At 66.6% G+C, this 14,205-nt stretch carries 13 protein-coding genes; 10 read left to right on the top strand and 3 right to left on the bottom strand.

The genetic code is table 11. From position 1 onward, the window contains the following. Positions 1–132 precede the first annotated feature (132 nt). Positions 133–822: a glutathione transferase, Atu5508 family gene (gene gst / locus QMG28_RS11575; RefSeq protein WP_281842461.1), complete on the top strand. Its 690-nt coding sequence runs from the start codon at positions 133–135 to the stop codon at positions 820–822. Here gst and QMG28_RS11570 read toward each other — a convergent pair. Next, a complete protein-coding gene (locus tag QMG28_RS11570; protein WP_281842460.1) occupies positions 819–1,982 on the bottom strand; it encodes a sialidase family protein in 1,164 nt (387 codons plus the stop codon). The two genes, gst and QMG28_RS11570, sit on opposite strands and share 4 nt — an antisense overlap. A gap of 85 nt (positions 1,983–2,067) precedes the next feature. Here QMG28_RS11570 and QMG28_RS11565 point away from each other — a divergent pair, with 85 nt between their 5' ends. The 6 genes from QMG28_RS11565 to QMG28_RS11540 all read left to right on the top strand — a co-directional run bounded on the left by QMG28_RS11565 (position 2,068) and on the right by QMG28_RS11540 (position 10,209). Next, positions 2,068–3,702, top strand: coding sequence for an alpha-glucosidase (locus QMG28_RS11565; RefSeq protein WP_281842459.1), 1,635 nt, complete (start codon positions 2,068–2,070; stop codon positions 3,700–3,702). Positions 3,703–3,835: 133 nt separating this feature from the next. Further along, on the top strand, positions 3,836–5,680 hold the full coding sequence (gene ilvD / locus QMG28_RS11560) for a dihydroxy-acid dehydratase (protein WP_281842458.1): 1,845 nt from the start codon (positions 3,836–3,838) through the stop codon (positions 5,678–5,680). Beyond that, complete coding sequence (locus QMG28_RS11555) at positions 5,677–5,961, top strand: hypothetical protein (RefSeq protein ID WP_281842457.1); 285 nt, start codon at positions 5,677–5,679, stop codon at positions 5,959–5,961. Before ilvD ends, QMG28_RS11555 begins: the two co-directional genes overlap by 4 nt. A gap of 92 nt (positions 5,962–6,053) precedes the next feature. After that, positions 6,054–7,847 (top strand): ABC transporter transmembrane domain-containing protein, encoded by a 1,794-nt coding sequence (locus QMG28_RS11550; RefSeq protein WP_281842456.1) that lies wholly within the window; start codon positions 6,054–6,056, stop codon positions 7,845–7,847. A gap of 84 nt (positions 7,848–7,931) precedes the next feature. Then, positions 7,932–9,833, top strand: coding sequence for an acyl-CoA synthetase (locus QMG28_RS11545; protein WP_281842455.1), 1,902 nt, complete (start codon positions 7,932–7,934; stop codon positions 9,831–9,833). 13 nt (positions 9,834–9,846) lie between these two features. Continuing rightward, positions 9,847–10,209: a TusE/DsrC/DsvC family sulfur relay protein gene (locus QMG28_RS11540; protein ID WP_281842454.1), complete on the top strand. Its 363-nt coding sequence runs from the start codon at positions 9,847–9,849 to the stop codon at positions 10,207–10,209. Between the two features lie 12 nt (positions 10,210–10,221). Here the strand turns inward: QMG28_RS11540 and QMG28_RS11535 are convergent, their stop codons facing one another. Together QMG28_RS11535 and QMG28_RS11530 are read right to left on the bottom strand one after the other, a co-directional pair. Further along, a complete protein-coding gene (locus QMG28_RS11535) occupies positions 10,222–10,587 on the bottom strand; it encodes a MerR family transcriptional regulator (protein WP_281842453.1) in 366 nt (121 codons plus the stop codon). Between the two features lie 72 nt (positions 10,588–10,659). Next, positions 10,660–11,799, bottom strand: a complete 1,140-nt coding sequence (locus tag QMG28_RS11530; RefSeq protein ID WP_281842452.1) for a putative manganese transporter — start codon at positions 11,797–11,799, stop codon at positions 10,660–10,662. Between the two features lie 93 nt (positions 11,800–11,892). Here QMG28_RS11530 and QMG28_RS11525 point away from each other — a divergent pair, with 93 nt between their 5' ends. From QMG28_RS11525 to QMG28_RS11515, 3 genes are read left to right on the top strand one after another with little or no spacing between them, the layout of a single operon-like run. Next, a complete protein-coding gene (locus tag QMG28_RS11525; protein WP_281842451.1) occupies positions 11,893–12,360 on the top strand; it encodes a PaaI family thioesterase in 468 nt (155 codons plus the stop codon). Then, positions 12,357–12,860 (top strand): PaaI family thioesterase, encoded by a 504-nt coding sequence (locus tag QMG28_RS11520; RefSeq protein WP_281842450.1) that lies wholly within the window; start codon positions 12,357–12,359, stop codon positions 12,858–12,860. Before QMG28_RS11525 ends, QMG28_RS11520 begins: the two co-directional genes overlap by 4 nt. Further along, complete coding sequence (locus QMG28_RS11515) at positions 12,853–14,187, top strand: MATE family efflux transporter (protein ID WP_281842449.1); 1,335 nt, start codon at positions 12,853–12,855, stop codon at positions 14,185–14,187. The genes QMG28_RS11520 and QMG28_RS11515 overlap by 8 nt, the downstream gene beginning before the upstream one ends. The last annotated feature ends 18 nt before the right edge of the window (positions 14,188–14,205 follow it).

The following is a 14,205-nucleotide window of genomic DNA, read 5'->3' as shown; positions in this document are numbered from 1 at the left end:
GCCCCCCCGGCCATTGGGCATCACACAAGGCCGCGCTTGTCCACCGCATAAGAACCTGATTTCCGCCGCGTCACGCCGCGCTTGGGGTGGCCTCCGGCCTGCGCTACCCTGTGGCATGACCGGGAGGCGCTCATGACCGATTACACGCTCTATTACTGGCCGATCCCGTTTCGCGGCCATTTCGTGCGCTATGTGCTCGCCCATGCCGGCGCACGCTGGGACGAGCCGGGCTTCGATGCCGTGGTTTCGCTGAAGAACGAGGCGGTGGCAGATCAGGCCTATCCATTCATGGCGCCGCCGCTTCTGGTTGATCACGAGGCCGGACGCCGGCTCAGCCAGTTGCCTGCGATCCTGATGTATCTGGGGCGTAAGCACCGGCTCGTCGCCGACGAAGACGAGACCCTGCGCATCGTGCTCGATGCGATGGATGTGCTCACCGAGATCACCCGCTGGCATGGGGCGCAGATGTGGGATCGCGCGGCCTGGGCCACCTTTGCCGGCGCGCGCCTGCCGCGCTGGATGCAGATCCACGAGCGGATCGGGCGCGACCACGGGCTGACGGCGGAGGCGGGCTTTGCCCTTGGCACCGAGGCGCCGGGGCTCGCTGATCTCGTGCTCGCGGCCCTCTGGCACACGATGGTGGACCGGCTGCCGGGCCTGCGCCCGCTGCTCCATGAGCACGCCCCCGCCATCGAAGGGCTGGCCGACCGGATTGCCGCCGGGCCGGGCGTGGCCGGGGTGATCGCCGCCTGGAAGGACCGTGGCCCGCTCTATTGCGCGGGCGAGATCGAGGCGTCGATCCTCGATATGCTGGCGGGCTAGGTCCGCTCCATCACCTCGACACAGAGCACCGTGGGCAGGTGCTTCGCGGCCTCGTCCCAGCTTTCGCCCTCGTCGCGGCTGACGAAGACCGAGCCGGAATTGGTGCCGAAATAGACGCCTGCGGGCTCCTGCGTGTCACTGGTCATCGCCTGGCGCAGCACGGTGAAATAGCAGTTCTCCGCTGGCAGCCCCGCCTGTTTCGCCGCCCATGTCGCGCCGCCATCGGTGGATTTCCACACCGCAGCCGAGGCATCTGGCGGAAAGCGGCCCAGCATGTCGCCGTTGAGCGGCAAGGTCCAGACCATCTCCGGGTCGCGCGGATGCACGGCAATGGGGAAGCCGAAGGTCGAGGGCAGGCCCTCGGTGATTTCCATCCAGCTGCGCCCGCCATCGGGGCTGCGATACACGCCATGGTGGTTTTGCTGGTAGAGCGTATCGCCGCCGCCCGGCGCGCGGACCATGTTGTGCACGCACAGCCCGGTATCGGCGCCCGGCTCGTGCTTGCTGCCATCGGCATGGATATGCGCCCCGGCGCTTTCGGCATTGGCGCGGCGGTTGCGCCGCTCCCAGGTTTCGCCGCCATCTTCGGTGGCGAAGACCCCGGCGGCGGAAATGGCGAGCCACATCCGCTTCGGATCGTCGGGCGACGGCACGATCGTGTGCAGGGTCAGGCCCGCCGCGCCGGGCTGCCAGCTCTCGCGCTCAGGAAAGGCGGCGAGGCTTTCGACCAGATCGAAGCTCTTGCCGCCGTCGCGGCTGGTAAAAAGCTGTGCGGGCTTGCCGCCGGCATAGAGCGTGCCGTGGGCATATTTGAGCGACCAGATCGCCTCCACCGTGCCGGTATAAGGCGCCGCCGGGTCCGGTTCCATGCCGATCTCTTCGGCAAAGTCCGGGTCGTTCGCAAGCCACTCGTCGAACTTGCCGTTGGAAAGCTTGGCAAGTGCCCAGCTCTCGCCGCCATCCGTCGAGCGCCAGATGCCCGAGCCGGTCCAGTCATTGCCGCCGCCCGCCCAGAGCGCTCCCGTCTGCGGATCGCTGGCAAGGTGGTTGATCGGCCAGCCATCGCAATGCGGGCCGGAAACCTGCCAGCCGTCGCGGTCGGTGCCGGTGAGCAGAAAGGCCCCTTTCGTGGTGCCGACGAGAATCGTGGTGATGGTCATGCGCGCCTCCGGGTTTTCGTCGGATCAGGGTAGCATGGCGCTTTCGTTTGCGCTAACGCGATCTCGTGAGCGGATGGAGGCGAAAATGCACGACCCGTGGTGGAAAACCTCAGTGGCCTACCAGATCTACCCCCGGTCCTTCGCCGATGCGGATGGCGACGGGGTGGGCGACATCGCCGGGATCGTCTCGAAGCTCGATCACCTCGCCGATCTGGGTATCGGCTTCATCTGGCTCTCGCCGGTCTATTGCTCGCCGATGGCCGATAACGGCTACGACATCTCCGATTACCGCGCCATCGCGCCCGAATTCGGCACCATGGTCGGGTTCGACCGCCTGCTGGCCGAGGCAAAGGCGCGCGGGATCGGCATCGTGATGGACCTCGTGGTCAACCATTCCTCCGATGAGCACGCCTGGTTCCGCGCCGCCCGCGAGAGCCGCGACAATCCGATGCGCGACTTCTATATCTGGCGCGATCCCGGCCCCGATGGCGGCCCGCCCAACGATCTCGCGAGCTATTTCGGCGGCCCGGCCTGGAGCTTCGACGAGGCGACCGGCCAGTATTACTTCCACCTCTTCGACCGCAAGCAACCCGATCTCAACTGGGCCAATCCGGCCCTGCGCGCGGCGGTCTGGGAGATGATGAACTGGTGGTTCGACAAAGGTATCGCGGGCTTTCGCATGGACGTGATCGACCTCATCGGCAAGGATCCGGACCGCGGCATCACCGCCGACGGGCCGAGCTTGTTCGACCACCTCGCCGAGATGCAGCGCGAGGTGCTGGACGGGCGCGATGTGGTGACGGTGGGCGAGGCGTGGTCGGCCAGTCCGGAGAACGCGCTGCGCTATTGCGGGCAGGGCGGCGCGCTGTCGATGGTCTTTCAGTTTTCGCACGTTACGGCCGGGTGGGACCCGGTCTTTGGCAAGTGGACCGATCGCAAACCCGATCTCGTGGCGCTGAAGCGCGTGTTCAATGCCTGGCAATCGGCGCTGGCGGAGGAGGGCTGGAACAGCCTGTTCTGGTCGAACCACGATCTGCCCCGCGCGGTCTCGAAATACGGTGATGACGGCGAATGGCGGGTGCGCTCGGCCAAGGCATTGGCGACGGTGCTGCACCTGATGAAAGGCACGCCCTATATCTACCAGGGCGAAGAGATCGGCATGACCAATACCCGCTTCGACAGGCTTGACGCGTTCGACGATGTCGAGGTGCACGGGCAATGGCCCGACATGCGCGCGAGGGGCCTCAGCGAAGCCGCGTTCCTCGCCGGCGCCAATGCCAACGGGCGCGACAATGCCCGCACCCCGATGCAGTGGGATGCCTCGGCCCATGCCGGCTTCACCACGGGTACGCCCTGGCTTGCGGTGAACCCGAATTACCCCGCGATCAACGCCGCCGCCGACCGCGCCGACCCGGACGGCATCTTCGCCCATTACCGCCACCTGGTGGCCCTGCGCAAAGCCCGCCCCATCATCACCCATGGCCGCTTCGTGCCGCTCGCCGAAGATCACCCGGCCGTCTGGGCCTATGCGCGCGAGCATGAGGGCCAGCGCCTGACCATGGTGGCAAATCTCTCGGGCGAGGCCCTTGGCTTCGCCCTGCCGCCCGAAGGCGCGGTCACCGGCGCCTGCCTCGTGACCAATCTGGCGCCGCGCGCCAGCCTCGCCGGCGCCATCGACCTCGCCCCCTGGGAGGCGGTCGCCGTGCTCGGCCCTGCCTGACCCCTTTCATCTTGCAAAAATATCCCGGGGGTGCGGGGGCAGCGCCCCCGCTCCGGTCGGATTGCAAAAGCAATTCGAAATTGCCCGTGCCCCCGCCCTGCGATAGACACCCTGCGACAGCGAGGAGAGACCCATGCCCCATTACCGTTCCCGCACCTCCACCCATGGCCGCAACATGGCCGGCGCCCGTGGCCTCTGGCGCGCCACCGGCATGACCGATGAGGATTTCGGCAAACCGATCATCGCGGTGGTCAACAGCTTCACCCAGTTCGTGCCCGGCCACGTGCATCTGAAAGACATGGGCCAGCTCGTGGCGCGCGAGATCGAGAAAGCGGGCGGGGTGGCGAAGGAGTTCAACACCATCGCCATCGACGACGGCATCGCCATGGGCCATGACGGCATGCTCTATTCGCTGCCCTCGCGCGAGGTGATCGCGGATTCGGTGGAATACATGGTCAACGGCCATGCCGCCGACGCGATGGTCTGCATCTCCAACTGCGACAAGATCACGCCGGGCATGATGATGGCGGCGATGCGGCTCAACATCCCCGTCATCTTCGTTTCCGGCGGGCCGATGGAGGCGGGCAAGATCAGCCCCGACATCATCGACCACGATCTCGATCTGGTCGACGCGATGGTCGTGGCGGCGGATGACAGCTACAGCGACGAACAGGTGCTTGAGATCGAAAAGGCGGCCTGCCCCACCTGCGGCTCGTGTTCGGGGATGTTCACCGCCAACTCGATGAACTGCCTCGCCGAAGCGCTGGGGCTGGCGCTGCCGGGCAATGGCTCGATGCTCGCCACCCATGCCGACCGCAAGGCGCTGTTTCTCGAAGCGGGGCGCAAGATCGTCGAGATCACCAAGGCGCATTACGAAGACGAAAAACCGGGGATGCTCCCGCGCGACATCGCCACCTTCGACGCCTTCGAAAACGCGATGAGCCTCGATATCGCCATGGGCGGCTCGACCAATACCGTGCTGCACCTGCTGGCCATCGCCTATGAGGGCAAGGTGAATTTCACGATGGAAGATATCGACCGGCTCAGCCGCAAGGTGCCGGTGCTCTGCAAGGTCGCCCCGGCGCTGCAATCGGTCCATATGGAAGACGTGCACCGCGCCGGCGGGATCATGGCCATCCTCGGCGAGATGAACCGCGCCGGGCTGATCCATGCCGATGCGCGCACGGTGCACAGCGCCACGATGGGCGAGGCCATCGCCAAGTGGGACGTGATGACGGCCAACGATCCGGCGGTGGAAACCTTCTACTGCGCCGCGCCGGGCGGTGTGCGCACCACCCAGGCCTTCTCGACGCAGAACCGCTACAAATCGCTCGACCGCGACCGTGAGGCGGGCGTGATCCGCTCGGCCGGGAACGCCTTCTCGAAGGATGGCGGGCTGGCCGTGCTCTACGGCAATATCGCGCTCGATGGCTGCATCGTGAAATCGGCGGGGGTGGACGAGTCGATCCTCAAATTCACCGGCTCGGCCAAAGTGTTCGAGAGCCAGGACAGCGCCGTTTCCGGCATTCTGAGCGGCAAGGTGGAAGCGGGCGAGGTCGTGGTGATCCGCTACGAGGGGCCGCAAGGCGGGCCGGGGATGCAGGAAATGCTCTACCCGACCTCCTATCTCAAGTCGAAGGGCCTCGGCAAAGCCTGCGCCTTGCTGACCGACGGGCGCTTCTCCGGCGGCACGTCGGGCCTCTCCATCGGCCATGTTTCGCCGGAAGCGGCGGAGGGCGGGCTGATCGGGCTGGTCGAAACCGGCGACACGATCGAGATCGACATTCCCGGTCGCACCATCAACCTCGCGGTGAGCGAGGCCGAGCTTGAAAAACGCCGCGCCGCCAAGGGGCCGCTGCCCTGGCTGCCCGCCGAGCAGCGCCAGCGGCAGGTCTCGACCGCGCTCAGGGCCTATGCGATGCTCGCCTCGTCCGCGGCCCGGGGCGCGGTGCGCATCCTGCCGGGTGACGACGGATGATCGAGCTTGGCGTCGTTCCGCTCTCCATCGCGGTGCTGGTCTGGTTCGCGCTGTCCTTCGTGACCAGAACCTGGCTGCGCCAGTGGATCGCCGCCGTGCTGGCCGGCCTGTCGACGGCCTGGTGGCAGTATGGAACGATGCTCGATGTGGCCGAAACCGCCGGGATCGCGCCGATGCCGGTTGTGCAATTCGCCCTGATCTCGGTGGCGGGGATGCTTATCCTCGCCTCGGCGGGCATGGGGCTTTACTGGCTGCTTCAGCGCAGCCGCGGGCGGGGATGACCGGACGTCGCCTGCCGCGCGCGGGGCGGGGCGAAACCTTGTTCTCACCGCGTGCCGGGTCTATCTGATCCGCAAACACGAAGGAGCGCGCCATGCCGCCACGGGGGGACGCCAACACCGAGGATCGCGAAAAGTCCAGGCGCATCGGCGCGCTGAGCGAGCTGTGGCCGTTCCTGCGCCCCTATCGCGGCCTGCTGTCCGCGGCACTGGTTGCGCTCGTGTTCACCGCCGCGATCTCGCTCGTCATGCCGATCGCGGTGCGCCGCGTGGTCGACGGCTTTGCCGACCAGGCGGTGATGATGCTCGATCAGTATTTCCTCGCCGCGCTCGGCGTCGCGGTGCTGCTCGCCTTCGGCACCGGCCTGCGCTACTACCTCGTCACCCGGCTCGGCGAACGTGTGGTCGCGGATATCCGCGAGGCGGTTTTCGCCCGTGTGATCGGCCTGTCGCCCGCCTTTTTCGAGCGGATCATGACCGGGGAGGTGCTCAGCCGCATCACCACCGACACCACGCTGATCCTTTCGGTGCTCGGCTCCTCCGTTTCCGTGGCGCTGCGCAACCTTCTGATCCTGGTCGGGGGGCTGGCGATGCTGCTTGCCACATCGGCTAAGCTCACCGGGCTGGTGCTGCTGATCGTGCCCGCCGTGATTATCCCGATCATCGTGCTCGGGCGCCGGTTGCGGGTGCTCGGGCGCGAAAACCAGGACTGGATCGCCAAATCCTCCGGCAATGCCTCCGAGGCGCTTCTGAGCGTCCAGACGGTGCAGGCCTTTACGCATGAAGAGCCATCGCGCGACGAGTTCCATGAGTTGACGGAAGAGAGCTTCCGCTCGGCGGAAAAGCGGATCGGCACCCGCGCCCTGATGACGGTGATCGTTATCACGTTGATTTTCTCGGGGGTTGTCGGTGTGCTCTGGGTGGGGATGCGCGACGTGACCGCCGAGCGGATGACCATCGGCGCGCTGGTGCAGTTCGTGATCTACGCGATGATGACGGCGGGGGCGGTGGGCGCGCTGTCGGAGATCTGGTCGGAATTGCAGCGCGCCGCCGGCGCCACCGAACGGCTTGTCGAATTGCTGACGGCGCAGGATTCGGTGAAGGATCCGGCGCAGCCCCGGCCCACGCCCGAAGCGATCGCCGGTGAAATCCTGTTCGACAACGTCACCTTCCGCTATCCGGCGCGGCCCGAGCATCTGGCCCTCGATGAGGTCAACCTGCATGTGCGGCCCGGCGAAACGGTCGCGCTGGTTGGCCCGTCCGGCGCGGGCAAGTCCACGATCATTCAGCTTCTGCAGCGGTTCTACGATCCCAATCAGGGGGCGGTGAAGGTCGACGGGATCGACCTGCGCGAGATGGCGCGCGCCGATTTCCGCCGCCAGATCGCGCTGGTGCCGCAGGATGCGGTGATCTTCGCGACCACGGCGCGCGAAAACATCCGCTTCGGCCGGCTCGACGCGACCGATGCCGAGGTGGAGGCCGCCGCGAAAGCCGCGGCGGCGCATGATTTCCTGACGAAGCTCCCCGATGGCTACGAGACCTTCGTGGGCGAACGCGGGGTGATGCTGTCGGGTGGGCAGAAACAGCGCATCGCCATCGCCCGGGCGATCCTGCGCGATGCGCCCATCCTGCTGCTCGACGAGGCGACCAGCGCGCTCGACGCCGAAAGCGAACGTGCCGTGCAGCATGCGGTTGACGAAATGGCGCGCGACCGGACCACGATCATCATCGCCCACCGCCTTGCGACGGTGAAGAAGGCCGACCGGATCGTCGTCTTCGAGGATGGCCGGATCGTGGCGCAGGGCAGCCATGACGATCTGGTGGCCGAGGGCGGGCTCTATGCCCGGCTCGCGCGGCTGCAGTTCACCGAGGGCCTGGCGGCGGAGTAACCGTCACGTCAGGCTTGCGGCCCGGCCCGAAACCAACCATCTTTTTCCAAACGGCAAGACAGCAAATGCCGGAGGGGAGGAGAGATGCCGAGATATTCCTATCTGGAAGCGGGCGACCGTGACCGCATCCAGTCTGAGAAGACATGGGAAGAGCGCCAGAACCCGGCGACCATTTATCAGCTTCTGAAAAAAACGGCGGATGCCCAGGGCGGCGCGCCGGCGGTATCGTTCCAGATCCTCTCGGGGCCGAAAGACAAGGCCGAAACGCTGAGCTGGCGGGCGCTGCATGACAAGAGCGTGCAGGCGGCGAACCTGTTTCGCAGTCTCGGCGTCGGGGAACAGGATGTTGTTGCCTACATCCTGCCCAATGCCAACGAAACGCTGGTGGCGCTGCTCGGCGGCATGGTCGCGGGGATCGTGAACCCGATCAACCCTTTGCTCGACGCCGACCAGATCGGCGCCATCCTGCGCGAGACCGGCGCGAAGGTGGTGGTGACGCTCAAGGGCTTCCCCAAGACCGATGTGGCGCAGAAGGCCCACGAGGCCGTGGCGCTGGCGCCGGATGTGGCGCATGTGCTGGAGGTCGATCTCAACCGCTACCTCACCTTCCCCAAAAACCTGATCGTGCCGCTGATCCGGCCCAAGGTGCACGCGACCCACAAGGCGAAGGTGCAGGATTTCAACGCGGCCGTCGCCAGCCAGCCGACCACCTTGCAATTCGCCGACAGCGAGGGCGACCGGGTGGCGGCCTATTTCCACACCGGCGGCACCACCGGAATGCCGAAGGTGGCGCAGCACACCTATTCGGGCATCGTCTATAACGGCTGGCTCGGGGCCAACCTGCTGTTCGATCCCGACGATACGCTGATCTGCCCGCTGCCGCTGTTTCACGTCTTTGCCGTCCATGTCGTCTTCATGGCGGTGCTGACGGCAGGGGCGCATGTGGTCTTCCCCACCCCGGCAGGCTATCGCGGCGATGGGGTGTTCGACAATTTCTGGAAGCTGGTGGAACGCTGGAAGGTGAGCTTCATCATCACCGTGCCCACCGCCATCGCGGCGCTGATGCAGCGCCCGGTGGATGCCGATGTGTCGTCGCTCAAGATCGCCTTTTCCGGCTCGGCGCCGCTGCCGGTGGAATTGTTCAACCGCTTCGAGAAGGCCACCGGCGTGACGCTGGTGGAGGGCTACGGGCTGACCGAGGCCACCTGCCTCGTCTCCTGCAACCCGATCGGCGAGGGCAACAAGAAGATCGGCTCGGTCGGCGTGCCCTTCCCCTATACGGATGTGAAGATCCTGCAGGCCGATGGCGACGGCGTGATCCTGAAGGAATGCGGCGTGGACGAGGTGGGCGAGATCTGCGTCGCCAATCCCGGCGTCTATCTCGGGCATACCTATACCGAGGAGGCCAAGAACCAGGGGCTTTTCGCCGGCAACCGCTTCCTGCGCACCGGCGATCTGGGCCGGATCGACGAGGATGGCTATCTGTGGATCACCGGCCGGGCGAAAGACCTGATCATCCGGGGAGGCCACAATATCGACCCCGCCGAGATCGAAGAGGCGCTGGCGGGGCACCCGGCGGTGGCCTTTGCCGGGGCTATCGGCCAGCCCGACAGCTTTTCCGGCGAATTGCCCTGCGCCTATGTCGAGCTTGTCGATGGCGCGACGGTGACCGAGGAAGAGCTCATGGCCTATGCCAAGGAGAAGATCCACGAGCGCGCCGCGATCCCCAAACACATCGCCATCGTCAGAGAATTGCCCAAAACGGCGGTGGGCAAGGTGTTCAAGCCCGAGCTGCGCAAGGAGGCGATTGCCCGCGTCTACAACGCCGCGCTCGAACAGGCGGGAATGAATGCCCGCGTGGCGGAAGTGGTGGAATCGAAAAAGCTCGGCCTTGTGGCGCGCCTGGAGGCGACCGGCGAGGTCGACTATGATGCGGTCAACCATGTGCTCGGCGAGTTCACCCGGCCCTTCGAGTGGATGGATTAGCTGAGGTGACACCATGCGCGCGGTTGCGGAAACGCCGGTCACGCTGACCTTGCTGACCGGCGAAAGCTTCACGGTGGACGGCCACGGCTATCTGGCCGATCCCGAAGCCTGGACCGAGAGCTTTGCCGACTACGTGGCGCGCGAGGAGGGCATTGAACTCAGCCCGCGCCACTGGGCGCTCATTCGCTGGATCAGGGAGCAGGAAGCCGATCACGGGGTGATGCCCGATGCGCGGTTTGCCATGAAATATCTGGGCGGCGCGCGGGGCAAGCAGGCGGGGCGCGAGGAGCTGTTTGCGCTCTTTCCCTATGGCTATGTGAAACAGGCGATCAGGATTGCCGGAATGCGTCAGCCCCGGGCCTGGTCGACGGGCTGAGCGGAGCGGCGCTCAGAGCGAGCCCGCCACCTCGTCGCGCAGCGCCGCGAGATCGTCGCGCGCGCCCTGCAGATCGGCGATCTGTTGGTCGAGCCTGGCGAGCTGCCGCCCGGCGGCGTCCACCAGGGCGCGCATCTGCGCCTCGTCGCCTTCCTCGTCGCGCAGCAGCAGCCATTGCCGCACCTCTTCGAGCGAGAAGCCGAAGCGGCGCGCGCGCATGATGAGGGTCATCCGGGCGATGTCGCGGGGGGAGTAGAAGCGCGACCGGCCCTCGCGCTCGGGGGCGAGCAATTCGATATACTCGTAATAGCGCAACGTGCGCGGTGTCACCTCGAACCGCGCGCACATTTCCTTGAAGCTGAGCCTTTCTTCTGCCATTCCCCGGCGCCGCTGCTTGCCTTTGGGTCAAGGTATCCGTGCGGTCTCAGCCTGTCCACCGCCAGGGGTGGGCTAGTTCATGAAGCCGGGCGCCAGAAAATAGAAGGCATAGGCCACCACCAGCGCCGGGAGGGCCGAATATATCGTGGCCACCAGCGCCGCGCGCGGGTTGAGCGCGATGGCCGGGAAGAGCGCATCGCCGTCGTTGGAAATCGCATTGCCGATCAGGGCGGCGAAGGGAATGGCGCCGGAGATATACATCGTCGCCACCAGCACCTGCGGACCGCAGCCGGGGATGAACCCGATCAGCACGGCGATGAGCGGCAGCAGCGGGGCGACGGCGGCAAACAGCGCCTGAACGTCGAGGCCGAGGAAGGCGGCGGCGTAGTCATAGGCGAGGTAGGCGGCGATCACCCAGACGGTGATCAGCCCGGTCTCCTCGCTCATCCGGGTGATTGCCGGGTCGGTCGGGTTGGTGATCCCGTCAAGCGGCGAGCTGGCCCAGATCGCGAGAACGGTGAACGCGCCGGCGAGGCCGAGCCACTGGCTGGGGATGCCGGCGATATCGGTGATGTCGAGATTGGCCAAGCCCGCCGCGCCGATCGCCAGCCCCGGCAGGGCGAAGGCGAGAAACAGCCAGTCGATCGCGCGGATCTTGCCGATGCGCGGGCTGATCTCGCAGGCAAGCCCGCCGGGATCGCGGAAATCCTTGTGGTGCAGGCGGTCGACGATCCAGCCCGCCGCGATCCCGGCGGCAAAGGAAACCGGCAGCACCACGAGGGCGGCCTGTGGCCGGGTGGCGATGAGCAGGAAGGCCCCGTCGCCCATCGTGGCGGTGAGCGTGGCGACCACGGCGCCGAAGCCGATCCGCCCGGCGGAATAGGCGGCCACGACCATCACCGCGCCGCCGCAGCCGGGCAACATGCCCAGAAGCGCGGCGACGGGCACCTGCGCGCGCCCGGCGCGGTTCAGCGCCCGGGCCACGTTCATGCCGAACCATTCCTCGATGGCGTAGAAGATGAAGAGCGTCAGCGCGACGAAAACCGAGACGCCGAAGAACGCGCCGCCGATCATATCGCGGGTGAGCCTGCCCAGATCGCCGGGCCAGAAGGCCAGAACGATCAGCAGCAAAAGCACGGCAAGCCGGCGCGGGCGCAGCCGCGGCCAGGGCGGCCGGTCGGCCAGAATGTTGATCGGGCTGGATGGATGCATCGCACCTTGTCCGTCGTCGGAAGCAACACTTAAGGGTTGCCCCCGTGGCCGCAAGGGCGAATAAATCGGGCGAAATGACGCAAGGAGCCGCCCGTGCCCAGTGACGCCGCCGACATCAAGGCCCGTATCGCCAGCCAGTTCATCGCCCGGATTCCGCATTCGAGCGAACTCGGGATGCAGCTTGAGGAAATCGGCCACGGGGTGGCGGTGATCTCGATGCCCTATGACAAGCGGTTCATCGGCGATCTGCGCACCGGGGTGATCCATGGCGGCGCGATCTCGGCCTTGATGGACACCTGCTCGGGCGCGGCGGTGGTGGGCGCGATCCAGACGCTGGACGAGACGGCCACGCTCGATCTCAGGATCGACTATATGCGGCCTGCCACGCCGGGCCAGCGGATCACCGCGCGCGCCACCTGCTACCACGTCACCCGGACCGTCGCCTTCGTGCGGGCGATTGCCTATGACGACGACAGCGAAACGCCCATCGCCACCGCCGCAGGGGCCTTTACCAACGGCTCGGGCGGCGAGATGCGGCGCAGTTCGGAGGCCACGTCATGAAGCAGCCGGAATCCGTGCAGGTGATCAAGCAGCGGCGCGATACGGCGCTGGCCAAACTGGTGAGCGGCGTGCCCTATCTCAACTGGCTGGGGATCGTCTTCGAGCGCAAGGGCGACGAGCTGACCGCCACCTTGCCCTTTGCCGAGACCCTCATCGGCAATCCGATGCTGCCCGCAATCCACGGCGGCGCCACGGCGGCCTTTCTCGAAGGCACGGCGGCCATTCAACTGGCCTGGTCGATGCTCTGGGAGGAGATCGAGTCGAAGCGGATCGACCCGGAAGCGCTGACGCCGGAAACCTTGCCGCGTATGCCAAAGACCATCGACATCACCGTCGACTATCTGCGCACCGGCCTGCCGCGCGATGCCTATGCCCGCGCCCGCGTCGTCCGCTCGGGGCGGCGTTATGCCAGCGTGCAGGTCGAGGCATGGCAGGACAACCGCGACAAGCCCTTCGCCGCCGCGACCGGGCATTTCCTGATGCCCGCCCGCGATGAGTGATCTTGCCGGCCGCCCCGGCCCGGCTGGCATCACCCATTCCCGCGTCTTGCACATCGCCGTGCCGGTGGTGTTGTCCAACGTGACCGTGCCGGTGCTCGGCGCCGTCGATACCGGGGTGGTCGGCCAGCTCGGCGAGGCGGCCCCGATCGGCGCGGTGGGGATCGGCGCGATCATCCTCACCTCGATCTACTGGATCTTCGGCTTTCTGCGGATGGGCACGGCGGGCCTGACGGCGCAGGCCAGGGGCGCGGGCGACACTGGCGAGGTGGCGGCGCTGCTCACCCGGTCGCTGCTGATCGGCCTCGCCGCAGGCGTCGCCTTCATCCTGCTGCAAGCCCCGCTGTTCTGGGCCGCCTTCCGGATCTCGCCCGCGACCGACGAGGTGGAAAGCCTCGCGCGCAGCTACATGGCGATCCGCATCTGGTCGGCCCCCGCCATGATCGCGCTTTATGGCGTGATGGGCTGGCTCATCGCGCAGGAGCGCACCCGGGCGCTGTTCGGCGTGCAATTCGTGATGAACGCGGCGAACATCGTGCTCGATCTGATCTTCGTGCTCGGCTTCGGCTGGGGTGTCGAGGGTGTGGCCATCGCCACCTTCATCGCCGAATGGTCGGGCTTCGCGCTGGGCCTGTGGTTCTGCCGCGCGGCCTTCCGCAGCCCGGCCTGGAAGGATTGGGCGCGGGTGTTTCACCGGATCACGCTGGTGCGGATGATGAAGGTGAACAGCGATATCCTGATCCGCAGCCTGCTGCTTGAAGCGATCTTCGTGAGCTTCATGTTCTTCGGCGCGGATTTCGGCGATGTGACGCTTGCGGCCAACCAGGTGCTGCTGCAATTCCTGTTCATCACCGCCTACGGGATGGATGGCTTCGCCTTCGGGGCCGAAAGCCTTGTCGGCCAGGCGCTGGGCGCGCGCGACCGGGCCACGCTGCGCCGCGCCGCCTATGTGACGAGCCTGTGGGGGCTATACACCGCGATGGCCTTTTCGGTCGCCTTCTGGTTGCTTGGCGGCTGGATCATCGACGTGATGGCGAAAGCCCCCGAGGTGCAGGCGGAGGCCCGCATCTACCTGCCATGGATGGCTGCCGCGCCGGTGATGGGCTGGGCGGCTTGGATGCTCGACGGCATCTTTATCGGCGCCACCGCCACCCGCGATATGCGCAACATGATGGTGCTCTCGGCGCTGATCTATCTGGTGGCGCTCCTCGTGCTGGTGCCGCTGATCGGCAACCACGGGCTCTGGGCGGCGCTGATCGTGTCCTTCGTGGCGCGCGGGATCAGTCTGGGCACGCGCTACCCGGCGCTGGAACGGTCGGTCGGACCGTGACCGCCCGCGCCGGGCCAG

The sequence above is a fragment of the Sinisalibacter aestuarii genome (assembly GCF_027923545.1).
GTDB lineage: Bacteria > Pseudomonadota > Alphaproteobacteria > Rhodobacterales > Rhodobacteraceae > Sinisalibacter > Sinisalibacter aestuarii.
Note: the sequence above shows the minus strand (reverse complement) of the source record. Positions and strands in the feature narration are given on the sequence as shown.